This is a genomic window from Sunxiuqinia indica (assembly GCF_009847015.1).
Taxonomy (GTDB): domain Bacteria; phylum Bacteroidota; class Bacteroidia; order Bacteroidales; family Prolixibacteraceae; genus Sunxiuqinia; species Sunxiuqinia indica.
This window is the reverse complement of the sequence record NZ_WVEM01000005.1, coordinates 1-26,320: the sequence shown is the minus strand read 5'-3', so window position 1 is coordinate 26,320 and position 26,320 is coordinate 1. Positions and strand designations below refer to the sequence as shown.

Annotated in this window: 25 protein-coding genes; 13 read left to right on the top strand and 12 right to left on the bottom strand. The window is 40.2% G+C overall.

Annotated features, from left to right (window positions below; translation table 11 throughout):
- Window positions 1-117: 117 nt before the first annotated feature.
- Complete coding sequence (locus GR929_RS08815) at window positions 118-753, bottom strand: trimeric intracellular cation channel family protein (RefSeq protein ID WP_159518890.1); 636 nt, start codon at window positions 751-753, stop codon at window positions 118-120.
- Window positions 754-1,026: 273 nt separating this feature from the next.
- Between GR929_RS08815 and mazG the strand changes: the two genes are divergently transcribed.
- Complete coding sequence (gene mazG, locus GR929_RS08810; protein WP_235934221.1) at window positions 1,027-1,833, top strand: nucleoside triphosphate pyrophosphohydrolase; 807 nt, start codon at window positions 1,027-1,029, stop codon at window positions 1,831-1,833.
- Window positions 1,834-1,869: 36 nt separating this feature from the next.
- Here mazG and GR929_RS08805 read toward each other — a convergent pair whose 3' ends face one another.
- The 3 genes from GR929_RS08805 to GR929_RS08795 form a co-directional block, all read right to left on the bottom strand.
- Complete coding sequence (locus tag GR929_RS08805) at window positions 1,870-2,448, bottom strand: pentapeptide repeat-containing protein (protein WP_159518888.1); 579 nt, start codon at window positions 2,446-2,448, stop codon at window positions 1,870-1,872.
- Between the two features lie 150 nt (window positions 2,449-2,598).
- A complete protein-coding gene (locus tag GR929_RS08800; RefSeq protein ID WP_159518886.1) occupies window positions 2,599-3,231 on the bottom strand; it encodes an NAD(P)H-dependent oxidoreductase in 633 nt (210 codons plus the stop codon).
- A 185-nt stretch (window positions 3,232-3,416) separates the two neighbouring features.
- A complete protein-coding gene (locus tag GR929_RS08795; protein WP_159518884.1) occupies window positions 3,417-3,848 on the bottom strand; it encodes a MarR family winged helix-turn-helix transcriptional regulator in 432 nt (143 codons plus the stop codon).
- A gap of 199 nt (window positions 3,849-4,047) precedes the next feature.
- On the opposite strand from GR929_RS08795, the gene GR929_RS08790 reads away from it, so the two are divergent.
- Both GR929_RS08790 and GR929_RS08785 read left to right on the top strand, forming a co-directional pair.
- Window positions 4,048-4,851 carry a phosphatase PAP2 family protein gene (locus tag GR929_RS08790; protein WP_159518882.1) on the top strand — a complete coding sequence of 268 codons (804 nt, stop codon included), beginning with the start codon at window positions 4,048-4,050 and terminating at the stop codon, window positions 4,849-4,851.
- A gap of 159 nt (window positions 4,852-5,010) precedes the next feature.
- On the top strand, window positions 5,011-6,162 hold the full coding sequence (locus tag GR929_RS08785; protein ID WP_159518880.1) for a hypothetical protein: 1,152 nt from the start codon (window positions 5,011-5,013) through the stop codon (window positions 6,160-6,162).
- Here GR929_RS08785 and GR929_RS08780 read toward each other — a convergent pair.
- The gene (locus GR929_RS08780) at window positions 6,159-7,364 is read right to left on the bottom strand and encodes an L-serine ammonia-lyase (protein WP_159518878.1); all 1,206 of its coding nucleotides are present in this window, start codon (window positions 7,362-7,364) and stop codon (window positions 6,159-6,161) included. The genes GR929_RS08785 and GR929_RS08780 overlap by 4 nt on opposite strands.
- Window positions 7,365-7,558: 194 nt before the next feature.
- Here GR929_RS08780 and GR929_RS08775 point away from each other — a divergent pair, with 194 nt between their 5' ends.
- Window positions 7,559-9,013, top strand: a complete 1,455-nt coding sequence (locus GR929_RS08775) for an aminoacyl-histidine dipeptidase (protein WP_159518876.1) — start codon at window positions 7,559-7,561, stop codon at window positions 9,011-9,013.
- Between the two features lie 13 nt (window positions 9,014-9,026).
- Here GR929_RS08775 and GR929_RS08770 read toward each other — a convergent pair whose 3' ends face one another.
- On the bottom strand, window positions 9,027-9,392 hold the full coding sequence (locus GR929_RS08770; protein WP_159518874.1) for an STAS/SEC14 domain-containing protein: 366 nt from the start codon (window positions 9,390-9,392) through the stop codon (window positions 9,027-9,029).
- 351 nt (window positions 9,393-9,743) lie between these two features.
- Here GR929_RS08770 and GR929_RS08765 point away from each other — a divergent pair, with 351 nt between their 5' ends.
- From GR929_RS08765 to GR929_RS08750, 4 genes are all read left to right on the top strand, one after another.
- Window positions 9,744-10,322, top strand: a complete 579-nt coding sequence (locus GR929_RS08765; RefSeq protein ID WP_159518872.1) for a YceI family protein — start codon at window positions 9,744-9,746, stop codon at window positions 10,320-10,322.
- Window positions 10,323-10,382: 60 nt separating this feature from the next.
- Window positions 10,383-11,546 carry a hypothetical protein gene (locus tag GR929_RS08760; RefSeq protein WP_159518870.1) on the top strand — a complete coding sequence of 388 codons (1,164 nt, stop codon included), beginning with the start codon at window positions 10,383-10,385 and terminating at the stop codon, window positions 11,544-11,546.
- A 109-nt stretch (window positions 11,547-11,655) separates the two neighbouring features.
- The gene (locus tag GR929_RS08755; RefSeq protein ID WP_235934218.1) at window positions 11,656-12,192 is read left to right on the top strand and encodes a YceI family protein; all 537 of its coding nucleotides are present in this window, start codon (window positions 11,656-11,658) and stop codon (window positions 12,190-12,192) included.
- A gap of 18 nt (window positions 12,193-12,210) precedes the next feature.
- On the top strand, window positions 12,211-12,630 hold the full coding sequence (locus GR929_RS08750) for an RrF2 family transcriptional regulator (RefSeq protein WP_159518866.1): 420 nt from the start codon (window positions 12,211-12,213) through the stop codon (window positions 12,628-12,630).
- 394 nt (window positions 12,631-13,024) lie between these two features.
- Here GR929_RS08750 and GR929_RS08745 read toward each other — a convergent pair whose 3' ends face one another.
- Window positions 13,025-14,224, bottom strand: a complete 1,200-nt coding sequence (locus GR929_RS08745; RefSeq protein WP_159518864.1) for a saccharopine dehydrogenase family protein — start codon at window positions 14,222-14,224, stop codon at window positions 13,025-13,027.
- A gap of 314 nt (window positions 14,225-14,538) precedes the next feature.
- Here GR929_RS08745 and GR929_RS08740 point away from each other — a divergent pair, with 314 nt between their 5' ends.
- Window positions 14,539-15,249, top strand: a complete 711-nt coding sequence (locus GR929_RS08740) for a phosphoadenylyl-sulfate reductase (RefSeq protein ID WP_159518862.1) — start codon at window positions 14,539-14,541, stop codon at window positions 15,247-15,249.
- A 51-nt stretch (window positions 15,250-15,300) separates the two neighbouring features.
- Here the strand turns inward: GR929_RS08740 and GR929_RS08735 are convergent, their stop codons facing one another.
- Both GR929_RS08735 and GR929_RS08730 read right to left on the bottom strand, forming a co-directional pair.
- On the bottom strand, window positions 15,301-15,672 hold the full coding sequence (locus GR929_RS08735; protein ID WP_159518860.1) for a YccF domain-containing protein: 372 nt from the start codon (window positions 15,670-15,672) through the stop codon (window positions 15,301-15,303).
- Window positions 15,673-15,907: 235 nt separating this feature from the next.
- Window positions 15,908-17,209 carry an acetylxylan esterase gene (locus GR929_RS08730; RefSeq protein ID WP_159518858.1) on the bottom strand — a complete coding sequence of 434 codons (1,302 nt, stop codon included), beginning with the start codon at window positions 17,207-17,209 and terminating at the stop codon, window positions 15,908-15,910.
- A gap of 564 nt (window positions 17,210-17,773) precedes the next feature.
- Between GR929_RS08730 and GR929_RS08725 the strand changes: the two genes are divergently transcribed.
- Both GR929_RS08725 and GR929_RS08720 read left to right on the top strand, forming a co-directional pair.
- Window positions 17,774-18,805: a glycoside hydrolase family protein gene (locus GR929_RS08725; protein WP_159518856.1), complete on the top strand. Its 1,032-nt coding sequence runs from the start codon at window positions 17,774-17,776 to the stop codon at window positions 18,803-18,805.
- Between the two features lie 190 nt (window positions 18,806-18,995).
- A complete protein-coding gene (locus tag GR929_RS08720; RefSeq protein WP_159518854.1) occupies window positions 18,996-21,626 on the top strand; it encodes a glycoside hydrolase family 3 protein in 2,631 nt (876 codons plus the stop codon).
- A gap of 84 nt (window positions 21,627-21,710) precedes the next feature.
- Here GR929_RS08720 and GR929_RS08715 read toward each other — a convergent pair whose 3' ends face one another.
- Window positions 21,711-22,736 carry an aldo/keto reductase gene (locus GR929_RS08715; protein ID WP_159518852.1) on the bottom strand — a complete coding sequence of 342 codons (1,026 nt, stop codon included), beginning with the start codon at window positions 22,734-22,736 and terminating at the stop codon, window positions 21,711-21,713.
- A 135-nt stretch (window positions 22,737-22,871) separates the two neighbouring features.
- Between GR929_RS08715 and GR929_RS08710 the strand changes: the two genes are divergently transcribed.
- The gene (locus GR929_RS08710) at window positions 22,872-23,351 is read left to right on the top strand and encodes a glutathione peroxidase (RefSeq protein WP_159518851.1); all 480 of its coding nucleotides are present in this window, start codon (window positions 22,872-22,874) and stop codon (window positions 23,349-23,351) included.
- An 85-nt stretch (window positions 23,352-23,436) separates the two neighbouring features.
- On the opposite strand, the gene GR929_RS08705 is transcribed toward GR929_RS08710, so the two are convergent.
- A complete protein-coding gene (locus GR929_RS08705; RefSeq protein ID WP_159518849.1) occupies window positions 23,437-24,030 on the bottom strand; it encodes a nitroreductase family protein in 594 nt (197 codons plus the stop codon).
- 185 nt (window positions 24,031-24,215) lie between these two features.
- Between GR929_RS08705 and GR929_RS08700 the strand changes: the two genes are divergently transcribed.
- The gene (locus GR929_RS08700; RefSeq protein ID WP_159518847.1) at window positions 24,216-24,494 is read left to right on the top strand and encodes a tetratricopeptide repeat protein; all 279 of its coding nucleotides are present in this window, start codon (window positions 24,216-24,218) and stop codon (window positions 24,492-24,494) included.
- A 20-nt stretch (window positions 24,495-24,514) separates the two neighbouring features.
- Here GR929_RS08700 and GR929_RS08695 read toward each other — a convergent pair whose 3' ends face one another.
- The gene (locus GR929_RS08695; protein WP_159518845.1) at window positions 24,515-25,846 is read right to left on the bottom strand and encodes a sensor histidine kinase; all 1,332 of its coding nucleotides are present in this window, start codon (window positions 25,844-25,846) and stop codon (window positions 24,515-24,517) included.
- Window positions 25,847-26,320 lie beyond the last annotated feature (474 nt).

Sequence of the window (26,320 nt, the reverse complement as noted above, 5' to 3'; positions counted from 1 at the left end):
TTTAAAAATACAGGAGAGCTATTCTAAATCTTCAATTCGATTTTGGAATGGCTCCTTTTTTTGATGAAATTATTTTGCTTTGAAGCATGCAATCGGCGGGCTACAAAGCACGGCTGGTTAGTTTTCAGCATGTTCTCCGCCATCATTGGCATACAATGACGGAAGTGAAATATTGAAATGAATGACAATTAACCTTAGAGCAATGATGAATAGTACCGGTATGATTTGAAGAATTGGATTCGCAACATTTAATCGAAATAGAACGAGATAGAGGCTTGCACCTAAAATGCAGACAGTTGCATAAACTTCTTTTTTGAAAATAACAGGCACTTCATTAACCAGGATGTCACGCAAAATACCTCCAAATACTCCGGTAATTGTTCCAAGAATAATACAATTTACGGACTCCAAATCATATTCAAGTCCGATTTGTACGCCGGTAATTGTATAGAGCCCTAACCCAATGGCATCGAAAAATAGTAGTGGACGGCTAATGTTATAAAGACGTGATTTAAACACGATGGCAAAAATAGTCCCGGCCAAAATAAAATAGATATAAGATGTTTGAGTCATCCAGAAAACGGATTTCCCGGTTAGTAAAATATCACGAATTGTTCCTCCACCAATCGCTGTAGCAAAAGCAATAATTAGCACTCCAAAAGGGTCGAAACGCTTGTGCATAGCTGTAAGTGCTCCAGATATGGCCAAAACAAACGAACCAATAAAACTGATGTAGTTGACTGCAAGTTCCATGAAATTTATTTTTCGGAGACAATGATACGCATTTTAAAGTTGATTGCTAAAACGCTTGTGAGTGATTCCGGGGAATGAATTTTATTCAGTCTTTTTTACCCCGATACGGAAGCGAGAGTCCGGAAACATCAATGCTTCCCTTTAGGGATTAAGGATGAGAACTTGATTTTCTTTCAATTTGAATAGTTTTATACAGTAGGTTTAAAGCAGCAAATTGAAGAATTTCATTTTAGAACATTCTTCTGGTTGCTTTCAATAAAGATTGTAATTTTGATGGATTCAAAAATTTACCCCATGCAGATGAATGAAAAACTGGAAGCTTTTGGCAAGTTGTTAGAAATTATGGATGAACTTCGCGAGAAGTGTCCGTGGGATCGTGAGCAAACTTTTGAGTCGTTACGCAAGTTAACGATCGAAGAAACCTACGAATTGGGTGATGCCATTTTGCAGGCCGACTCGCAGGAGATCAAAAAGGAATTGGGCGATTTGCTGCTGCACATTGTATTTTATGCGAAGATCGGTTCAGAGAAAAATGCTTTCGATATTCAAGACATCATTTCTGAATTGAATGAAAAATTGATTTATCGCCACCCGCATATTTATGGAAATGTTGATGTTGATAATGCCCGCGAGGTTGAGCAAAATTGGGAAAGCTTGAAATTGAAGGAGAAAGGCAGGAAAAAGAAAACGGTTTTGGAAGGAGTGCCATCGTCGTTACCTGCTTTGGTAAAAGCTGATCGCGTGCAGGAAAAGGTGAGTGGTGTGGGGTTTGATTGGGATCGTCCGGAGCAGGTGTGGGATAAGGTAAAAGAGGAAGTGAACGAGCTGCAGGATGAAATTGCGGCAAATGATAAGGATAAAATAGAAGCAGAGTTTGGCGATCTGTTTTTTTCATTGGTAAATGCTGCCCGGCTTTATGGTGTCGATCCGGAGGCTGCTCTGGAACGCACAAACCTGAAGTTTATTAAGCGGTTTAACTATCTCGAAAGTCAGACCCTGAAAAAGGGAAAGGATCTTAAAAAAATGCCCTTGGCTGAAATGGATAAATATTGGGACGAAGCTAAAAAGCTGGAGTCTTAGCACGACCGAGCATTGCTTTTTTTCACCTGTTATTACTTAATTCCGCTCTATTCGAAGATCGTACTTTTGAAGTAAGCCGGCTAATCCAATTTCACTGAAACGAGCTTTTTTCATCCTATTTTGGTCCGGATCAAATGAAAAATCAATGGCAGTTCGAAAATCAGCTTTTTCAAGTCTGGTGCGAAAAAAGGTCGCTCCGGTAAGTGTACAATTATCAAAAACGGCTTCGGTTAAATCACATTCTGAAAAATCAACTTGAATTAAAGAGCCGCCGCGAAATTGCACTTTTTTCATTTTCTTTTGAGTAAACAAAGCGTAGTCAAGTTGGCAATCGTCAAATGCAACTTCAAACAAAAAGTTCTGGCAAAGACTAAAATCAAAACCAACCAATTTGCATTGTTTGAACTGCACATCTTTCATGCCGGTATTCGCGATTTGTACCATTGCCAGATTGCAGTTTTCAAACTTGCATTCAATGAACTCACAATCTGAAAGGTCACAATTCGCAAATGAACACTCAACGAACCGGCAGCTTTGAAATTCTTTACCAGCAACGGTCTCTTGCGAAAAATCTACTTGTTTATATGTTTTTTCGTCGTTCGAAATATCAATCATGCTTGTCTTCCTTTTTCTGCAAATTTAGATAACAATAAAACCAATAATCGATTTTTAATCAAAATAGTTTTGTACATTCCTGCTAAATTGAAAAAGAGACTGTCCCATGAAATATAGGAACAGTCTCTTTTTATTTTCATAGAGCAAAGATTAAACCTCTAATACAAATTCTTCTTTTGGATTCCGGACTTTTTTCATGCTTGCCAGCCAGTCGGATTCGTTATCTCGATACCCCAATGGCAATAAAGTCACACTTTTCAGCCCTTTTTTATCTAATCCAAGTAGTTTGTCCAGCTCTTCGGGAGAGAAGCCTTCCATTGGGGTACAGTCTACTTTTAGCTCAGCTGCTTGCGCCATTGATAAACCGAATCCAATGTATGCCTGACGTGCCGTGTGTACAAAGTTTTCCTCAGCAGTTTGGGGCAAATAAGATGCTTTTAGCTTGTCTGTATATGAGCCAAACCGTCCGCGAGGCAAGCCTCTTTCATCAGTTGTGTAATTGTATACCTTGTCTATTCGTTCTTCAGTATACCGATCCCAGGCAGCAAAAACCAACAAATGCGAACATTCGGCTACAATTTCCTGCCCCCAAGCAATCGGAACGATTTTTTCCTTTAATTCCTGATCTGTAATTACAATAACCCTGAACTGTTGCAGGCCTGATGAAGTTGGAGCTAAACGAGCAGCTTCAACAATTTTATCGACATCTTCCTGGGCAACTTTTTTTGTAGGGTCGTACTTTTTGGTGGCGTAGCGCCACTGTAAATTCTCTAATAATGACATTTTCTTCTCTTTTTTTATGATACTAAAACTAAAATTATGCATACAATAGTAGGTGTTGCCTACACAAGCAAAAGTTTTCATTTAACACGTTAATCCACCATATATTCAGGCAATGCTAACACATCCTAAAAAAAGAAGTGATAGTACTCCGGCAGCTGTAGTTAGCATACTGGTCAAAAGTTGTATTACGAGCACTTGGTTTTATTTAAAATCTTCATTACAATTTCCTTCAACTCTAATAATTCTTCACTGCTAACGCTCATGGCTTCAGCCACTTTTTGAGGAATAAGCACTGCTTTTGATTTTAACTCATGACCATTTTCTGTAAGTCCGATTTCTACCACGCGCTCGTCGCTGGGCTTACGTGTTCTGGTAATAAATTTTTTTAATTCCAACCTTTTTAATAATGGCGTGAGTGTGCCACTGTCGAGATAGAGCTTTTTGCCGATCTGGTTCACCGTTTGAGGTTCTTGTTCCCACAGCACCATGAGTACCAGATATTGTGAATAAGTGATCTCCAACTCATCAAGAAACGGGCGGTATTGGTGAATAATCTCCCGAGACAAGGTATAAATAGGAAAACAAACCTGACTTTTTAAATTTAAAATTTCATCCATGGCCGATTACTTTAGACGACAAATATAATATGAATATATATATATTGTGCACAATCTAATAGTGGAAAATTAAATGAAATAAGGAATAATTTAACTTTGCTTTAATAAATCGCGCAAAAGAAATTAGCTAAGTTCGTAATGGTAGACTTGTTTAGGTCGCCAAAAGTTAAGATACTTGTAGCTCAATTATAATTTTCCTGTGAAGAAAACTCAATCAATTCTATTGTTCATGTTTTTGCCGTTTATCTTATCGGCTCAAATTGACACATTGCGTATTAATCGCTCCTTTGCCGGCAAGTGCTGGCAAGATACCAAAACAGCGTTTACGGCTCCGGCTCACTGGGATAGCCGCGACTGGACAACATTTGGTGTCGTTACCGCTTCAACGGCCAGTTTGTTTTTGGTTGATGAACCCGTGCGGGATGTTTTTCAAAACTGGAGCGAGGGGTGGGGGAGTTCGGGTGAGCACTTCACTTCTAATTTTCTGGAACCCTGGGGCGCAAAATATTCATTGGCCTTAATCGGTGGTTTTATGGGGTATGGCTTATTGACCAAGGATCAGAAAAGCCAATCGACAGCTTTGTTGGCAACCGAGAGTTTTATTTTGGCCAGCTTAATTGTACGGGTTCCCAAAACGTTAATTGGTCGAGCCCGACCCGATGCAGAACCTGATATTTCAGCACTTAGGTTTGAAGGGCCAATTAATGGAACCAGTTTACCATCGGGTCATACAACAGCTGTTTTTGCAGTGGCATCGGTTATTGCTAATCAGTATCGTGATCATCTGATTGTTCCAATTATTTCGTATTCTATTGCAACTGCAACCGGTTTATCGCGCATTTATGACAATAAGCATTGGCTTAGCGATGTGGTGGCAGGTGCGGCTATTGGAATAACTGTTGGCAACTTGGTTAGTGGGCGAAAAAATAAAGTTAAGAAACTTGCCGTGATTCCATTTTCGACCGGCAGATTGCAGGGAGTTAGGTTGGCATATAACTTGTAAGATCAACTGAAATCAGTTAAACAAAAGCTCTATTGACTCAATAATATTTCAACAGATATGAAGTGAGCATGATTAATTTAACCATTAAACGCATACGAGCATGATAAAATTAATCTTGGGAGTTTCATGTGATACATTAAAAACAAACAATTTGATCAGATGAAAAAATGGATTTATTTAATTGTACTTACTTCGTTTGCGATGGCATGTTCGTCGGGACAAAGGGCGTTGGAAAAAGGAGATTATATTTCGGCAATTGAAAAGGCAGCTAGCCGGCTGAGCAACGATTCGGATAACAAAAAGGCGAAACGGGTGATCAAGGAAGGTTATCCATTGGCGATTCAGTATTACCAGGAAGAAATTGATATGGCTTTGAGTGGGAATGATCCGTTGAAGTGGAGCAATACCCTGGATGTGATGTATCGAGTTAATCATTTAAGTGAAGAAATTCGCAGAATACCGGCAGCACGAAAGCTGGTTAGTTCGTTGAAGATTTACACGTCAGAATTAGAAGATGTTAAGAAGCGAGCAGCGGAAGAACACTACCAGTCAGGTCTACAGCTACTGGAGCGCGGCTCACGAGAAGATGCACGAGAAGCCTATTTCCAATTTAGGCAGGTCGATGATTTGATACCATCGTATAAAAATGTTGTGAGCAAGATTGATGAGGCTAAAGAGTTGGCAACATTGAATGTGATTTTAGAAACGATTCCTCTGCCTTCAAGGCGATATCAGTTATCATCCGAGTTTTTTTACGAGCAGCTAATCAATCGTATGAAACAACGTTTTCCAAACTCAGGTTTTGTTTCATTTTACACACCGGATGAAGCTGAAGATAGTGGCTTGAAATATCCTGACATGGTAGTGCGAATGGAGTTCTACGATTTTTTTATCGGGAAACCACTTCATTTTGAAAATGTTGAAAAACTAAGCCGTGTTGTTGAGCGCAATGTGGAAGTGAAAGTTAGTCGTGATTCAACCCGGATTGAGAAGCGGCAGGAACGCCTGAATGGGAAAATAAAAATAATTACAGACGAAGTATCTTCCCAGGGAGTTTTAAATGTTCGGATAGAAGAGTTTCAGACCCAGCGAACTATTTTGGATGAACAGGTGCCCGGAGAGTTTGTTTGGCGAAACCAATATGGCATTTTTGTTGGCGACGAAGGTGTTTTGACCGATCAGCAGATTTACATTTTAAATAACCGTGCTGTTCCACCTCCTGCTCCGCAAGATTTGTTCGTCGAGTTTACGCAGCCCATTTTCGAGCAGCTAACAAGTCGGCTGACCAATTATTTCAAAAAATACAACTAGTATTTTGGTAAAGCCCGGTAGCGCGCCAGACCTCCTTTACTGGTTTCTTTGTAATTAGAGGAAAGGTCTTTGCCTGTTTGAAACATGGTTTCCACGACTTCATCAAAACTTATCCGATGATCGCCATCGCTCATTAAAGCATAGGTATTATGGGCCAGAGCGCGCTCGGCAGCCAAAGCATTTCGCTCGATACAAGGAATTTGAACCAGACCGGCAACCGGATCGCAGGTTAGTCCGAGGTGGTGCTCCAATCCCATTTCTGCTGCGTATTCAATTTGTTTTAAATTACCTCCCATCAGTTGGGTAGCGGCAGCCGAAGCCATCGCGCATGCCGTTCCAACTTCTCCCTGACAGCCAACTTCAGCCCCCGAAATGGAGGCATTGTGTTTCACCAGGTTTCCAATCAGTCCGGCTGTCGCAAGTGCATGATAGAGTTGTTTTAAATCGGTTCGGTACACTTTTCGGTAATACTTTAAAATAGCAGGAACAACCCCGCACGCTCCACAAGTTGGTGCAGTTACAATTAGTCCGCCTCCGGCATTCTCTTCGGAAACGGCCAGTGCAAACGAAAATAGCTGCGATCTCTTTTTAAACGGCCCGGTGAAATTCGCAGCCTTCAACTTAAATGAAGATGATTTGCGTGGTAGCATCAGACCTCCGGGTAATGTGCCTTCGGTTTTCATTCCCCGTTTTATCGAGTCGTCCATCGTTTTCCAAACTACAGCCAAATGATCCCATATTTTTTTGCCCTCGTGAATCTCAACATACTCCCACAGCTGTTTTCCATTCCGAAGGCACCAAGTCAAAATATCATCCAGCTTATCATGAGGATAAATACGTTTTGTGTCCACATTCTCTCCTTCTTCAACAATTGCCCCACCTCCAACACTGTAGTAGGTTTTTTCGTTGAGCTTTTTGCCGTCTTCTGAATAAGCTTCGAGGCTTAGTGCATTCGGATGGACGGGGAGAAAAACATCCGGTTTCCAGATAATTTCGAGCGGGTATTGTTTAAAGACTTCATCAACAACAAAATCGGTAAGGTGCCCCTTTCCGGTGGCAGCCAAGCTTCCGTAAAGTGTACATTTAAAATGCTTTGCTGTTTTATTGGTCGATAGAAATTTTTCTGCGGCTTTGCGGGGGCCCATCGTGTGACTACTCGACGGACCATAGCCTATTCTGTAAATATCCTGAATTGAATGCATGCGATTTTCGTTTGAGTCAAAAGAATAACCTTTTTCAAAATATAGAACTATGCAAATGTCAGTGTTTCGACGAAATTACAATTGTTTTACAAGTTATTCATTGATTAAAAAATAGGTCTGGCAAATATCTATTAACTTTGGTCATTGTTTTTAAATTGAAAATCGCTTTTTCAACATCAAAATAGAATTGAGCTATGAAGAAACTGGAAGGCCTGAGGCCGCAACCACTTTGGGATTATTTTGAGGAAATTTGTCAAGTTCCGCGTCCGTCAAAAAAAGAAGAAAAAATTCGGAAGTTTTTGCTCGAGTTTGCAGCTGCAAATGGATTAGCTGCAAAGACTGATTCTATCGGAAATGTATTGATTAGTAAATTGGCATCTCAGGGGAAAGAGCATGTTCCAACGGTTATTCTTCAATCGCATATGGACATGGTTTGTGAGAAGAATAGTGATAAAGTTTTCAATTTTGAAACCGATGCGATTGTGCCTGTTGTTGATGGCGAATGGGTGAAAGCTGATGGAACAACGCTGGGAGCCGATGATGGAATTGGTATTGCCGCTCAGCTTGCGATTTTAACATCAAAGGATATTTCGCATGGTCCAATAGAATGTTTGATTACGGTTGATGAAGAAACAGGGCTAAGCGGAGCATTTGCCTTGCAGCCCGGGTTTTTGACCGGGAAAATTCTGCTTAATCTGGATTCGGAAGACGATGGTGAATTATTTATCGGTTGTGCCGGAGGAATTGATACCCTGGGGACTTTTACTGTTGAAAGGGAAAAAACTCCGGGTAAATCATTTGCCATGAAAATTATGGTGAAGGGATTGATGGGAGGACATTCAGGCGATGATATTCATAAAGGAAGAGGAAATGCCATTAAGATTTTAACGCGGTTTTTGTGGCAGGCTGTTCGTCAATTTGGTGTTCGAATTGCTGACTTCGATGGCGGAAATTTGCGTAATGCAATTGCGCGTGAGGCCACGGCAACCGTTATTGTGCCGAATGTACAAAAAGAACAGTTGGTGGCTGAAATCAATATGTTTTCGGCCGATGTTGAATTTGAGTGCGAACGCACAGAGCCTAATCTGGTGGTTGATCAAAGTTCAACGGTTTTGCCTGCAAAAGTACTAACACAAGGCAGTCAGCAAAAGTTACTCAATTTGCTATATGCCTGTCCGCACGGGGTGTTGGAAATGAGTACTCGAATGAACGACATGGTTGAAACATCTACCAATTTGGCATCGGTAAAGACTTTGGATGATACCCGGTTGTTGATCACGACAAGCCAACGTAGTGAAATCGAAAGTCGGAAGTATTACGCATCGGAAATGGTCCGTTCTGCTTTTGAACTGGCTGGCGCTGAGGTGAAAACGTCAGATGGCTATCCTGGATGGGCTCCCAATCCTGCCAGTCCAATCGTGAAAGTGGCTGTCGATTCCTATGTCAAATTATTTAATGAGAAACCAATTGTTCGCTCTATTCATGCTGGATTAGAATGCGGCTTGTTTTTGGAAAAATATCCGGAACTAGATATGGTTTCTATTGGTCCAACAATAAAAGGAGCCCATTCTCCCGATGAAAAAATCAATATCAAAACGGTCGATAAATTTTGGAAACACTTGGTTGATATTCTTGAGAATATATCCTGATTGTTTTTTCAAATTAGGTATTCAGCCATTTGATGGCAGTTTCTTTCTCCGAGAATATTTTAATGTTATACTTGGGTGTTTTCATGATGTCTTTCAGGAGCATGGCCAAAGCAATTCCCAGTGGGTCGGAACTGACGTAAGCTAATTTTATTTCCTTAAATTCTGCGAGATAGTGATTATAGATCTCGGCAAGTGAATCCAGCTCTGTCGGTTTTAAAACAGGGGTCGATTGTTGGTGATCGTGCAAGATCTTAATCTTACTCGAAAGCTCCATCTTTTTTAAATGTTGAAGATATTCTTCAAATACACTTAAAGGTGTTTTCCCGTAGAAAGAGGCATGTATGATGCCCATTTTCTCTTCTAAACTAAATACATTCATTTTTTGCGCGGTTTCAAGCATTGCAAAAGTATCTATTTTTTGTAAAAATCATTAGAATGAAAAGGAAATGTATAAAATATATGTTTATATTCCGAGGTAGTGCGCAGCATATTAGGAGGTTGAAGAAAGGCTAACAAAAGTTAAATCTTTGGAGTGTTAGATATTTTCACAACTATTATTGTTCGTTAGCCCCTTATTGCTTGCATGCTATTTGGCTGTTGTTTATAATGTTATAAGAAACAGACGGTTTGGTCTGTTTCTAAATTAATTCCTTTGTTGCATTTATTGTTTGGAAGAAATTAAAATGTTCCTATGTTTGTGCTACTAAAACAGTAGGAAAGGTAGGATGATATGAAAACAACATTTAAAAGGTTGATGGTGAGCACTCTAGTTGTGCTGTTAGTGGTTATTCATAGCCTGGCATTTGCTCAGGTTACATATAAAGTTGAGTGGAATAAAAGTTCGGTATTTGTTAGTGGTACTTCAACAATACATGATTGGGAAATGAAAGTTGAGCAGCTTCAGGCGAGCTTTGAGTTAGCCGAAGCTGGCTCTCTTCAGACATTAAAAAATGGACGAGTCAGTGTTGAAGTAGAATCGATCAAAAGTGATCGTAGTTTGATGAATAAAAAGACTTATGAAGCGTTAAAGTCTAAGAAAAACCCAACCATTACAGTGTCGTTAGATGAGGTGAATGTAACAGGAGAAAAAGGGGTTGCCAAATTCACATTGAGCATTGCAGGAAAAAAACAGCAAATATCTGACGACTTCACGTTGGAAAGCCTGGCTGATGGACAAATTCGGATTGAAGGCGAATTAGATTTAAAGATGTCAAGCTATGACGTTGAACCTCCTGTTGCCTTAATGGGAACCATAAAAACGGGAGACGAAGTCAAAATTGACTACAATTTAGTTTTTAAACAGCAATAACTCGGGGCTCTGAAAACGAATCCGCTTCGAGTATTATTTAATCAATTTAATTATATCAAAATGAAAAAGGTTTCTTTGATTTTTGCCATATTCGCTATGGCCTTGATAACATCTGCTCAAAATTTCGAACAACCTAAGGTTTCCAAGGATTTTGACGGTGTTAAAGTGAAAGTAGGAGGAGATTTTGCTATTCAACTTCAGTCATTGGATCATGAAGCGCCGGTTGAACTGATCGACCTTAAGCATAACTTCAATTTACCAACTGCAAATTTGAGTTTGACTGCAAAATTGGCTCCTGGAATTCAGTTGTACATGAACAACTATTTGTCTTCTCGCCACCACAACGAGGCGTGGGTTGAAGGTGGTTACCTGACAATTGATCAATTGCCATTCTTGCCTGCAGCCAACAGTATTATGGAATACCTAACCATTAAAGCAGGTGTAATGAACCCAAACTATGGTGATGCTCATTTCTACCGCAGTAACAATGCAGCAGTTTTGAACAACCCATTCGTAGGGAACTGGATCATGGACAACTTCACTACTAACCCTGGAATTGAGTTCATGTACCGTAACAAAGGCTTCCTCGCATTGGTTGGAACCAACAATGGTCGTATGAACTATGGACGTGGTAATGATATTGGTGAAGACTTGGTTTTCAACTGGAAACTGGCTTATGATACTGATATCAACGAAGACCTAAGAATACGTGCATCCTTTTCTGGGTACCACGTTGGCGAAGGGCACAGCGGATCTTACTTGTGGGATGGCGACCGTGCTGGTGCGCGTTACTACAATGTGATGCAAACAGCCGATGCCGAAGGTGATAATTTCCGCTCAGGACGTTGGAGTCCAGGCAGCGGGCAGTCAGAAATGAACAGCTACATGGCTAACCTTTTTGCGAAATTTCATGGTTTGGAAGTATTCGGGATTTATGAAAACATGAAGGGCGTTAAAAGAGATGAGGATCAGCATTACACACAAACTGCACTGCAAGCCATTTACCGGATTGGAAGCTTCTATGTTGGAACTCGTTTGAATAAGGTATCTGACAATGAAGACTCAAAGGTGACTCGCACGAACATTGGTGGTGGTTGGTACATGACTAACAATGTGTTGGTTAAACTTGATTACGTGAATCAAGAGTATGAAGGACCTGCCCATGGAGCGATTGACGGTGGAAACTTTAATGGATTAGTGCTGGAAGCAGCCATATCCTTTTAAATAATTGGTTTAGTTAGATCAAGCTGCCCCGGTAAAAAGGGCAGCTTTTCACTTTTTTATTTCACATTTAATGAAAATTCGATCAATATATTTCATAGTCTTTTTGCTTATGGTGATCCAAACTGTTGACGGACAGATGGCTGCCAGAAAGGAGACTTTTAGTCGGTATATGTTTGATCAGGTTCACATTACCGGGAAAACAAATGTGAACGATTTTCATATGGAGTATCGGGATGATGAATTCTGCAGGATGCCCAGTACATTTAGTTCAGATGAGGCAACGATACAAATTAACATTCCGGCAGAAGAAGTCGAAGCTGATTCTAAAATCATGCTGAAAGACTTCCTTGATTTGATTAACTCCGACGAATATCCAAATATCACGATTGAAATTGCAAAGGATGAAATTGACTTTGCTTCACCAGATACTGAAGGAAAGAAGACCATCGAATTAAGTATGAATGGACTTACGAAGAAGTATCAGTGTGAAACTGTTTCAGCGTCTTGTTTTGTAGATCAATGGTGTATGACAGGACAATTGAAGCTTAAACTAACCGATTTTAATATTGAGCCGCCTCATAAGTTTTTAGGTTTGGTAAAGGTTCGGAATGAAATATTTATTAATTTTAGAATCTTGTTTTCGTAGAACCAAAAAAACTAACTTTTGAAATTTAGTACCAAAACCCGGTATGGTATTCGTGCTATGCTTGAAATTGCGAAAGACGAATCCCAAAGCGGTGTCTTCCAGAAAGACATAGCCGCAAATCAGAAGATATCTGTCAAATACTTGGACCAAATTATTCATGCCTTAAAGGCTGCTGGTCTGATTATCAATTTGCGTGGAAAGAAGAGTGGTTACATCTTAACCCGCCAACCTTCAGAAATTACGATACTGGATATTCACAGTGCTTTTGAACCTGGAATTTGTGTGATCGATTGCTTGGCTCAAAGCTTTCATTGCGACCGCGAAACTACTTGTCGCGTTAAAGGTTTCTGGGGAGAACTAAATCGAATGATTGTAGACTATTTCAAAGGCGTTACCCTCGAAGATTTATGCAAAGGGCGCATAAATCTGGATCAATAAACTTCTATTGCTGGCTCAAAAATAGAAATAGCGAATCAGTACCAAAAGAACACCGCCGACATACAAAATACCCAAAATAGTCTTGGTGTTCCTAGCGATCCAATTGGGGAGGAAGATATCAAAATTGTCATTTTCGGAAATATAGTTGCATGCCATAATATCAATTGGGCAGGTCCGCTGGTAGAATATAAAATAAACGCCTTTAGCATAACTAGGGCAATGGCTATCCAGGTGAAAGAGGTAATTTGATTCGTAATGCCTGCCTAGTCAATAAAGAAAATTAAGGAAGCAAAAAATATCCAAATTACCGTGTGTAGCAACTTGAGTCGATGATTGACTTGTTTCATTGCTTCTTGAAAAAGAAAGCCCAGTCAAATCTGGGCTTTTATTGTTGTTAGTATTCCATTTCTAAATCAGTATCGTGAATTTCGTGCCATGGAAGTCCGTGTTGGTTTAGCGCTTCCATAAACGGATCTGGATCAAATTCTTCGACATTGTACACGCCGTCTTTCTTCCAAAGTCCTTTCAGGTACATCATTGCACCAATCATTGCAGGCACCCCGGTGGTGTAGCTAACTGCCTGTGTTCCGGTCTCAGCAAACGCAACTTCGTGATCACAATTGTTATACACGTAGTAGGTTTTTTCCTTTCCGTCTTTTAAGCCTTTAATACGGCAGCCAATTGATGTTTGTCCTTTATAGTTTTCACCCAGATCGCCCGGATTTGGTAAAACAGCTTTTAGAAATTGGATCGGAACAATCTCTTTCCCTTCATACATCACCGGTTCAATTCCTGCCATGCCGATGTTCTGAATCACGCGCAAGTGAGTCAGGTACTCCTGCCCAAAGGTCATCCAAAAGCGAGCTTGCTTAATGGTTGGAAAATTTTTAACCAATGATTCCAATTCCTCATGAAAGATCAAATATGATTCTTTTGGGCCAATGTTTGGATAATCCAGAGGCTTGTGAATTTCATGGGGTTCTGTTTCTACCCATTTGCCATCTTTCCAGTATTTTCCTTTTTGGGTGACCTCGCGAATATTGATTTCCGGGTTGAAATTGGTTGCAAAAGCTTTTCCGTGGTCGCCGGCATTACAGTCTACAATATCCAGGTATTGTATTTCGTCGAAATGATGCTTAGCCGCATGAGCAGTATAAATACTTGTTACACCCGGGTCGAAACCGCAACCTAAAATGGCTGTAATTCCCGCCTCTTTAAACCGGTTTTGATAAGCCCATTGCCATTTGTATTCATATTTTGCTTCGTCTTTTGGTTCGTAGTTAGCAGTATCCATGTAGCTAACTTTAGTTTCAAGACAGGCATCCATAATCGGCAGATCCTGGTATGGAAGTGCTACATTCACAACTAAATCAGGCTTAAAACTTCTGATCAGTTCAACGAGTTGTGGAACGTTTTCAGCATCAACCTGAGCTGTTTTAATCCGGTTTCCACCGATTTTATTTGCAATTTCATCGCATTTGGATTTTGTGCGACTAGCCATCATGATGTCTGTAAAAACCTCTGGAAGTGCAGCCATCTTGTGAGCAACAACAGTTGCCACTCCTCCTGCACCAATTATCAAAACTTTTCCCATTAATATGTTCTTTTTATATGAAGTTATTCTTTTCAAAGGAACTAAATTTTTTAAAATCAATAAAGCCCTTTTTATTCGAATTATTTTAAAACAGTGATTTTATAAATTCTTATTTTTTAGTGTTTTCTGTTTGAATGCATTATTTGTCTTCAAACAAAATGGGCGCTAAAACGTATTTTGTGAAGCTTTTAATTCTATTTCGTTTGTAACGAATTAAGTGCTACTTGCTGTAAGAGTAACGATTTAAATTTAAACTTGTTTGAAAATGATTATTTTTGTAGCGAGAAAGAAGAATTAAAGAAAGAGGACAAAGCATGGTTACAAAGCAAACCGCAGATCAGTTGAACGCTGAGTTTAATGAAAAGGAAATTGTTGAAGCACTAAAACATATAGCAAGCCAGTTTCCGGGGAAAGTAGTATTTACGACTAGTTTTGGAATTGAAGATCAGGTAATTACCGATTATGTTTTCAAAAACGGAATTGATATTAAGGTAGTGACTTTAGATACCGGACGTTTGTTTGAAGAAACCTACAAGGTGTATAACCGAACGCTGGAAAAGTATCAAAAGCCCATTCAACCGTATTATCCAAAAAATGATGAATTGGAGAGTTTTGTTGGCGAAAAAGGACCCAATAGCTTTTATCTTTCCGTAGAAAACCGGAAGCAATGTTGTTTTATCCGTAAGGTAGAACCGCTTGGTCGGGCTCTGGATGGGATGGAATGCTGGATTACCGGGATTCGTGCCTCTCAATCGAATAACCGCGAAGATATGCTGCTTTTTGAGTGGGATGGCGGGCACGAAATTGTAAAATACAATCCTTTGCGGGACTGGAGTTTGGAAGATTGCAAAGCATATGTCAAGGAAAATCAAGTGCCATATAATGTTTTACACGATCGTGGATTTGTGAGTATTGGTTGCTCTCCTTGTACGCGTGCAATACAACCAGGAGAAGATTTCAGAGCCGGACGCTGGTGGTGGGAAAGTAACTCCAAGAAAGAATGTGGACTACATACACATCAATAAAAATGGTGAACAACTAAAATACTGTAAGCAGGTTATGATGACCTGCTTTTTTTAGTCTATAATTCTACGACCAAAAGGGGTCAAGGCCAGGCTCATCAATTTAAAATGTTGTTTGGCAAATGGAAGCCCGATAATGGTGATTGCAAAGAGTAACCCGAATGCCAAATGAGTTAGGGTAATCCAGATACCACCGACAAAAAACCATAGTATATTCATAAGGGTTGAAAGGCAGCCCGGAGCATAGTCCATATATTCAATTCGTTTGCCAAAAGGCCACAAAGCCAGCAACGATAACTTAATGCTTTGCAATCCGAACGGGATACCAACAATTGTCAGGCAGAGTAAAAGTCCTCCAATCAGGTATTCCAGAAAAATAAAGAAGCCTCCAAATACAATCCAGATAACATTACCGAGTGTGCTCATTTTTTTTGTTTGAATGTTTGGTTTTTCGTTGATCCGAATATACTCTTTTTGCTTCGATCCAGTATTCGTTTTTCGGTGAACAGGGAAAATTTCTGGATGAATGAATTACATGCTACTTTTTTTGCTTTCGACCAGGCAATAGAGTGCTCTAAAAAAAATGAACGACCATAGCCGATCGCTGTCTTTTTTTTTATATTTCGAAGTTGTGGTTCATATACTGGTCTGGAACTAGCTTTTAGTGAAGTTGAGTTTTAATCCAGTCTAAAATTTGATGACGGGTAGTTGTTGAAATCCAGTGTTCATTCACAGGAGTTATCAACGATTCTTTATCGCAATTCAATGTATTATAAATGATGTAGCTGGTTGTTGGAGGACAAACATTGTCGTTGTAGCCCCAAGTCATAAAAACAGGGACTTTAATCAGCTTCGCGAAATTGACCACATCATAATAAGCCATCGTATTGATTTTTTCGGGGGTGTCTATTCCATCAAAATAAAGTGAGAAATGAGGATATCCCCCTGCACGTCCGGCTTTAAATCCGGCCATGTCGCTTAGCGCCGGATGATTGGCAGCACATGCTGTTACTCGGGTGTCAAGTCCCGTTGTAATTAAGGCTAGTGCTCCGCCCTGACTTCCTCCCTGAGCAATTAGGTTTTTACCGTCCCATTCAGGTAAACTGGTTAAAAAATCTAAAGCCCGAACGCAGGATAGGTACACTTTTTTCATGTAATACGAATCTTTGTTGTCTAAACCATTAACCAAATAACTATTATTCCCCTGCCCAAAAGCCTGACTAATTTCGCGATAGGTTTCACGGTCTAAATTCGGGCGAATACCGTGAATCTCCATATCGAAACGAATACAGCCTCCTTCAGCATAAAAGATATCTTTCATCGGATCCATGGGTTTGATTCCAGCACCCGGAGGTGAAAACACGACCGGGAATTTCCCTTCTTTTTTAGGCAAAGTAAGGTATCCGTAAACATATTCCTTTTTTTTGAAGGCCTGCAGTTTTATAAGATAGCAGTCAACCTTATTGCTCGAGTATTCCGGCACAAATGTTTTTTCGATTTCCATAGGACAATTTGCTGCTTCTTCCTTGGCTTCTTTCCAAAAGTTGACAAAATCATCAGGAAGTTGAGTGTAGGGCTTTAATTTTTCCGGTGCAAAACCTACTTTAGTATGATGTTTATATTCCACACCATTCAGCTCAATCTCAAGCTTACAGTCTCTGAATCCGGGTTGTGACATGGTTCCAACTGGTATCTCAGCTTTTCCGTTTTTCAGCGTGACTGTTCCGCTTTTTTCGCTCGGTAAAAGTTCCGGGCCAACGTGGTATTCAATTTCAATATTGTCTTGCAATACGCCATATTCGTAAAGGGAGACAGTTATTCTGGCTTCTTCATTTAATTGATAAAGCCAGTCGGAGTTGCTCGGTGTGGTTACCCATAACACGTTACTACGATAAGGGTAGTTTTCTGCATACCCGGAGCAGATAATAAGCAAAAGGAGGCTGAGAAATGATATCTTTTTCATAATAGACAAAAATACAATATTGAATTAAAATAGCGTCTCTGTGCTGATATAAAAGCGAGGATTTTTTTATTTTGATTCACTTGTGCCTGCTCTGATTAAAAGGTCAAAACAGGCGGTTTTTAGGTGTTGCAGATGATTGTGTCAATACCATTTTATAAAAAAAAACAGGCATTTGGAGTGCGAAGATATAAGCTGGAGGTTATATATTTACGGTTCATTTTATGGTGCGCTTATCGAAAAATATGGATACAAATATCTGGCTTTACTTGCTTTTCACTTTTGATAAAAAGGCGATTTACTATTGTATTTTTTTTATAATGGTTCTAATCTGATCGGATAGAGTTTCCTCAGCAGCTTTTGGGCACATAAACAACGATCGGCGCGAGAACAATAATCATCATGAAAAGTCTTTTTTTGTTGAAAGTCAAAATGACAGCGCGTTTATCATTGATGATCCAACCTTTTGAAAACATTTCATTTTTGTGCTTTTGTGTCGACATCAATTCAATTTGAATGAACTTGACAGGCTTTTTACTGTTCATTACAACAGAGAAAAAAATAGAAATGAGAAAATTGGCTGCCCTTTTGTTGGTATTTGTTGTTGCATCTTGTAGTCTCAGAACAACCGAAGATCCGATAAACAAATCCCAAACCATTCCCCCGGATCAGATATCGCTAGGGGGTGTACTTGCTGAGTTCGCTAACATAAAACAGATCGATCAGCATGCTCATTCGAGTTCGTCGCTTTTTACTGACAATATTCGTAGCCTGCAATCCAACCTGGACGTAATAAAGAAAGAGCAAAAGGAACTGGATGAAGCTTTGTTGGATGAATGGAATATCCTGAATCAGAAGATAACACAGAGCTTTGAAAGTTTATCGAAAAACGATGTGAATGCCTGGGTAACTTTAAATGACAGTTTATTGAAATATACGCAGGAAGTTCGTTTTGCTGATGCTTTGGAACGCATCGCATACAATCCGGTTGGCAACAATCAATTATCCAAAACGCAATTAAAATCCTTTTACTACACCCGATTGTACGATCGGATTTATTTCAATGTGTTCGGAAGTTCCAGCCTTCAATACGAGCATACCACAGGGGGAAGTGTGCGCTTGGTTCAGGCAACTGATTATCCGTTCGATAACCGGATTTCGATAAAAGTTGAATTGCAGGATACCCGCTATCTTGATCTTTATATCCGGATACCTGAGTGGGCAACAAACTCCTCTGTAACGTCAAAAGGAGTGAAGTATAATGTTATTCCGGGGCAATATACCGAGATTGCGAAAAAATGGAAAAATGGAGAAGAGGTTGAAATAATAATAGGAATTGAACCGGAAGTTGTCGAAAATAATGATTCTGCTTTTGCACTAACTTATGGGGCTTTATTTCTAACTCATCTTAATTCATCAATAAATCAGCTCACATTTCGTAAAGAATATCCTATCGATTATTTAAAAATGGTCTCACCGGTCGGTAAAATGCCAACTTTTACCTTTACCGGTATTGAAGATACCACTTTGGTTTTGCAACCTTACTTTTCAGAAGCGCAGGATACCGTTGGTCGAACAGCATGGATTCAATACAGATAAATGTTTTTACTATGCGTGTAATTGGCTGTAAATCAGTTTAGATTTCCTTTAAAGGCGAGATGGCGCATACAAAATCATTAAAGATCGGCCGATGAGCTGATTAAATATTTTCTACAACATTCCTTGAATATCAGACCAAAATAAATTGGTATATTTGCATACCAGAACAGAACAGATAAAACCAACTAAAATGAAAAATCTAATTTTAATGCTAGCCTTTGCTATAGGCTTGTTTCTTAATGCTTTTGCTCAATATGAGTATCCTTTTCAAAATCCAGATCTTCCGGTTGCAAAGCGAGTAGATGATTTAGTTTCCCGATTGACCGTTCAGGAAAAAATCGATCAAACTCTTTATCAGTCACCGGCGATTGAACGTTTAGGGATTCCGAAATACAACTGGTGGAATGAATGTTTGCATGGAGTTGCTCGAGCTGGCTATGCTACGGTCTTTCCGCAATCAATATCTATCGCTGCTTCATGGGATAAAGAATTGATGCACAAGGTTGCTTCAGTTATCTCTGATGAAGCTCGGGCCAAGCATCACGAGTTTATTCGTCAGGGGGAGCGTGGGATTTATCAGGGCTTGACATTTTGGTCACCCAATATCAACATCTTTCGTGATCCTCGTTGGGGAAGGGGCCACGAAACCTATGGAGAAGATCCGTATTTGACAGGCCAAATGGGAAAGGAATTTGTACTCGGATTGCAGGGCGACGACTCGGATTATCTGAAAGTTGTTGCTACCGCTAAGCATTACGCAGTTCACTCCGGCCCGGAACCTTTGCGGCACGAGTTTGATGCTCGTGTTAGTGAACGAGACTTGCGGGAAACTTACCTGCCGGCTTTTCGAACATTGGTGGTTGATGGCGAAGTGCAATCGGTGATGGGAGCTTACAACCGGTTTCGTGGTGAAGCAGCTTGTGCCAACACTGAACTATTTGGTATTCTTCGTGACGAATGGAATTTTGATGGTTATGTTGTATCCGATTGTGGGGCAATCTCGGATATCTGGAAGTATCATAAAGTTGTGCCCGACGCTGCTTCTGCCGCGGCGCTTGCAATCAAAAAAGGATGTGATTTAAACTGCGGAAGCACTTACGAAGCATTAACTGAAGCTGTTGAATCAGGAATCTTAACAGAAGAAGATCTGGATGTTGCTGTGAAACGCTTATTTGAAGCCCGGTTTAAGTTGGGTATGTTCGATCCGGTGGAACAAGTAGCATACGCCCAAATTCCATATGAGGTAAACAATAACCCGGCTCATGACCGTTTAGCTCGTGAAGCTGCGCAAGCAAGTATCGTACTCCTGAAAAACCAAAGTACACTCCCGTTATCAAAATCATTAAACACCATTGCGGTTATCGGGCCAAATGCCGATGAAGTGCAGTCGCTATGGGGAAATTATAACGGTATTCCGTCCAACCCGATTACTGTTTTACAAGGCATTAAAAATAAAGTAGAACCACGTACGAACGTGTTATACGCTCAAGGAAGTGATTTGGCTGAAGGAATACCTACCATGGAAGTAATTCCTTCGGTTTATTTGCAGACAGCTGACGGAGAACAAGGTTTGAAAGGCGAGTATTTTGATAATAGTAAATGGGAAGGTCAGCCATTGTTCACACAGCTTGACGATAACGTCGACTTCATTTGGGATCTGGGAACACCTGATCCTCGCCTGGAAACCGGGCAGTTCAGTATTCGGTGGACTGGATATGTGGTGGCTCCCAAAACCGGATTATATCATTTCAGTGATTGGGGAAAACCATATATGAAAATCACCTTGAACGGTACCGAAGTAACCGGAGGTAATCATGTTCATCATGCAAATATCAAACCAGTGGATGTAAAAATGAATGCAGGTGAGCGGTATGAAATTTTAGTTGAATATCAAAATTACTATGGTGATGCTACCGCAAAGCTTCTTTGGTCGGTGCCTGAAGAAAACCGAATGGAAGAGGCTGTTCATATTGCACAACAAGCTGATGCAGTTATTCTGACTTTGGGTTTGAATGAACGATTGGAAGGGGAGGAAATGTCAGTGGAATTGGAGGGATTTTATAAAGGAGACCGCACCAATCTAAACCTACCTCAAACACAGGTTGATTTGATGAAAGCAATCGTTGCAACCGGTAAACCGGTCGTGTTGGTGTTGATCAATGGAAGCGCTCTATCCATCAACTGGGCCGCAGAGCACATTCCTGCAATTTTAACAGCCGGGTATCCCGGGCAACAAGGTGGCAATGCCATTGCTGATGTGTTATTTGGAGACTACAATCCAGCGGGGAAACTACCGGTAACCTATTATAAATCGGTTGAGCAATTACCACCTTTCGAAAACTATGAAATGAAAGGCCGGACGTACCGCTATTTTGAGGGTGAACCTTTATATCCGTTTGGCTACGGGTTAAGTTACACTTCATTTAAATATAGCAATTTGAGCTTGCCCGATCAGGTTGAGATGGAGAAACCTTTAGTTATTGCTGTGGACGTGACCAATACCGGAGACAGGGATGGAGATGAAGTGGTTGAGCTGTATATAACTGATGAAAAAGCGACAACTCCACGGCCAATTCGCCAATTGGAAGGTTTTAAACGAATCCATTTGAAGAAGGGAGAAACGCAAACTGTTCAGTTTACCTTGGAACCTCGCCAATTGTCAATGATCAATAAAAAAGATCAGCGGGTAATTGAACCCGGGTGGTTTACCGTTGCGTTAGGAGGAGAACAACCTGGATTTGAAGGGAGAGCCGACGCCAGCACAACATCAACTATTTCCGGCCGTTTCCAGGTGAAAGGGAAAGTAAGGCCAATTCAATAAGCAAATTATAAGCATGATAAAGAATCCCGGCAGTTTTGAATTACCGGGATTCTTATTGATGAAAATACTTTTTGTCTGCTTTCTTTATTGATTGGGAAGCCGATCTTGCATCTGACGCTGAACCATCCATCCCGGGTATTCGGGCGTGAGTGCGCTAATCTCATCAAGTTGATTAATTTCATCCTCCGTAAGTTGCAGTTGTGTCGAAGCCAAATTGTCATTCAACTGATCTGGTTTTTTCGCTCCGATAATGATACTTGTTACTGCCGGTTTACGAAGCATCCAGGCCAATGCGATCTGGGCTGCCGAAACCTGATGGTTCTTCGCAATCTTTAACATGACATCGATAATGTCGAAGGCTTTTTCTTTATTTAGCGGAGGGAAATCAAAATCATCCCGTCGACTATCTCCGGCCTTTTCTTTTTCTCTGGTATATTTCCCCGACAGAAATCCGCCCGCAAGCGGACTCCAGGGCATAAGTCCCATACCTTGATCCTCGATCATGGGAATTAGTTCACGCTCAATGTCCCGCGATGCCAGGCTGTAATAATATTGACCGGCACAAAACGGTGTCCATCCATTTTTTTCGGCAATGGCATTTGCTTTTGTAACCATCCATGCCGGATGATTGCTGATTCCGATGTATCGAACTTTTCCGGCCCTGACGACATCCTCCAGTCCTCGCATTGTTTCCTCGAGTGGAGTAAGCGGATCAACACCATGAATATACAGTAGGTCGACATACGACAAGCCCATTCGCTCCAGACTATCATTCACCGAGTCAATAATATGAGCTCTGGTCAGTCCAACTTGGTTTGCTCCCGGGCCCATTCTAATCCTGACTTTGGTCGCAATAACAACTTGCTGCCTGTTGATTCCAAGGTCGGTAAGCGATTTACCAAGCATTTTTTCCGATAGTCCTTCTGAATAAGCATTTGCGGTGTCAATAAAATTGATTCCGCCATCAAGGGCAGTCTTCATTAGTTTGTTGACTTCGTCCTGAGGTACTTTGCCAATAGCTTCCCAAAAACCTCTTCCGCCAAATGTCATTGTTCCGAAGCATAATTCAGAAACTAAAATCCCGGTATTTCCTAATTGATTGTATTCCATAACGTTTGTTTTAGTGGTTCTTCTTGAATGAACATTTCAGCATGCTTATGGTTGGTTAAAATATGTTAATAGGGCAGAAAGTTCAACCGTTGGTTGAAAATTAATTGTATTGGAAAAGATTAAAATCATTAAAAGGTGGAAACAAATTTTTATAAGCTCAAAGCGACCTCATTAGACGGAAAGGAAATTGATTTTTCAAGTTACGCAGGTAAAGTTATTTTAGTTGTAAATACGGCGAGTAAATGTGGTTTTACTCCTCAATATGAAGGTTTAGAGAAACTCCATAAAACCTATAAAGACCAAGGGTTGGTCGTTTTAGGATTTCCCTGCAACCAGTTTGGAAAACAAGAGCCCGGAACTGAAAAGGAAATTGCAGAAGGTTGCCTTGTAAATTATGGTGTTACCTTCCAAATGTTTAAAAAGGTTGAAGTGAATGGCGATCAGGCACATCCGGTTTTTAACTTTCTGAAACATAAATTAACCGGAGTTTTAGGAAGCCGTATAAAATGGAATTTCACCAAATTTTTGATTGACAGAAACGGAAATCCCGTGAAACGATTTGCCCCGGTTACAAAACCCGGGAAGATGGAAGAAGACATAAAAGCATTATTGTAGCTTATTCTGTGGTGACTTGTCAAGACTCTGATCTAATGACAGAAAAAGCTAGTTGACCAATTAGAGTAGGAAGTAAAGGTGTTTTTTACTTGCGAATCCACTCGGTTTTATCCTCAGCTGAAATTCGTGTTCGTCGTGGGCGCTGAAAAGCTTCATCGGGCTCTCCTAAAATAAAAAAGCCAATCGGGGTATCTTCTTTTTCCAATGCCAGAAAGTTATGCATTTGTTCCGAATAGCAAATATCTCCGGTGCTCAGGTACCCGCCAATGTTGAACGCCTCCAGACTTAAGTAAATATTCTCAACTGCACAGGCCACCGAAACGATATCCTCTTGCACCGGGAAGCGTTTGTGAGGATCTCTTTTTGCAATGATGGCAATGATATGGGAAACCCGTTTCCACTTTTCGCTGTAGGCATCATACTTGAAATCGAAAAACTTCTCAGCTGGGGTGATCTCTTTGTAAATTTGTTGTTGGACATTGAAAAAGCGTTTTACCCCTTCATCGGCAAATACTTTAAACTGCCAGGCTTGCACCAATCCGTGCGATGGAGCCCAGGTGGCATTTTCCAGTAGTTTCTCAATAATTGAATCGTCAATTTTACCACCTTCTTTCAAGCCATTTACAAAGGTCGATTTCCGGTTTTTTATCCATGCTGATATTTCTTGTGAATCTTTCATGCTTGTAGCTTTTCTGATTTGTTTTAGTAAACAAGTAATCGTCCTTCAGGTTTAGTACAAAAAGCTCTTTCGGAGAAACCGGGTGTTGGGTTAATCGCTGAAGTTTCATCAATCTGGATACGATTTTCCGTTTAAGTGCAGATTTTCTCTATTTTTGTGAGCAACTCTTATTGTGACAGAAAATTATGAATGACTCACTCGAACAGGTTAAAGATCTTATTGAATCAAACAAATTAGATGAAGCACAGCAGCTGATTCATAAATCGTTGGATTTGGATTCCTCGGCGGAAGCATTGTATTTTTATCTTGGACAGATTTACTACAGACAACAAAAATGGGGTGAAGCAATTAATGCGTATCACAAAGTGTTGGAGTTGAACCCGGACCACAAGGAAGCACAATCCAATATCGAGATGGCAAAAAATATCTTAGGGTATTTCACGCCCGACATGTTTAATCCTTAATCATGATTTTTCCTTATGGCTTAGGCTATAGGAATGGAAAAAGCGATTGTTGTTCCGTTTTTCATGTCACTTTCAACCCATATTTCGCCATGGTGTCTGTCGATAAACTCTTTGCAAATCATTAATCCTAAGCCAGTGCCTTTTTCTCCCTGCGTTCCGGCTGTTGTTATGGAATGGTCGATCTTCATTAGTTTCGTTAAGTTGTCTTTTGAAATACCAACTCCGCTATCGCTTACAGAAACCACTACAGCCTTATCGTTTCTTGTTGTATGCACAATAATTTCCGAATTATGATGAGAAAATTTAATCGCGTTTGAAATTAAATTTCGTAAAACAGTCGCTATCATTTCCTTGTCGGCAAATACCTCAAGTTGTTCATCTGCCTTGTTGATTATTGATATTTGCTTTTCTTTAGCAGTCGATTTGTAGAGTTCAATAACTGTATCGCATGAATCTCTCAGGAAAATCTGTTCTGGTTTAAAAAGTGTTCTGTTGGTATGAGCCCGGGCCCACTCCAATAGATCAATAATGAATTTGTATACTTTTTTGGACGATTGATTCAATGTTTGTGCGTACTCTTTGCTATCTTCCATGTTCCTGTTCTGTATCGATTCAACCAGTAATTCGCTAAATCCAAGAATATTATTGAATGGAGATTTCAAATCATGAGCGACGATCGAAAAGAATCGATCCTTAATTCGATTTGCTTCCTGAAGCTCGTCGTTGAGGTGTTCTAGTTTCTTTTTCGACGTTAACAGATTTTGCTTCAACTTAAAATTTGAATAATGGATTGAATATCGCGAATAGCCCAGCAGAAATGATGCGACTATTCCGAAAAGAAAAAATAATCCACCTTGAGCAAGTAAGGTTTCGATATCAAAAATACTGTAGAGAGAATAAAATAAAATGTATTCACTAATAAGAATCAGGTTTAAAAGAAGAATAGTTTTTTGTCGGACGAGCATTATAAAGTATGGCCAGAAAAGGCTTGCTACTACGATATTCAAATTCCAGGATATCAATAGAAACTCGGTTTTAAGTACCGAAGCACCATATGCAAAGAACAGGTAGAAAACACTCATAAACGCAATGAATGCAGTTTGATTGGAAAGCTTTTTCGCTTTGTTTAGAAACAATAAGACCAGACCAGTCAGGCAGACTATCGATCTCATGACTAGAAAGCTTTGCCAGTGTTCGGGAATCATATAGTAGTCGAAAACACTAAAGCCCATATCCCCGATGATGCTTCCATATATGAAAATGGGGAAGAATCTATCATTTAATCCGTTGAACTCTGCAGACCATTCAGGCGTTGGGTACTGCTTGGTGTTTTGGTTTATCGCATTAATCATATCCTTTCCCTTTCATTGGTTTGCGCAATTAGTAAGCTTTACGCAAATACTCTTCCCGTCATTATTGCTGCTTGTTCGTGGACAAATGATTTGCACATTTACAATAGTACTAATTATTAAAGGTGTTTAATGTGTTTTAAAACAATAATAGGATCAGCTTGGTGTTGGTTTGCAATCAGCACTTCATAACTGCCGATCATCAATCCGGCCTATTCTCGTCACCGCTGGCGTTAAGACGGGGGAGGTGAGGCTTGTAGAAAAAAATGGAAAGTCCATAGCAAAGCTCCTGTGCTCCGGATTGTGGTTCAACCGGCGCTAAAAGCTAGGCACTTCGTGCCGCATAAAGCACTATTTAGTCAATCCTTAAAAACAAAATAAATCACTGGTTATCAACAGGTAGTGTGAATAAAATCCGTGATTTCAAGGTGTTAAATTGCAAGGTTATTAGTAAATTAGGGAAAAAGCTTGCAGAAA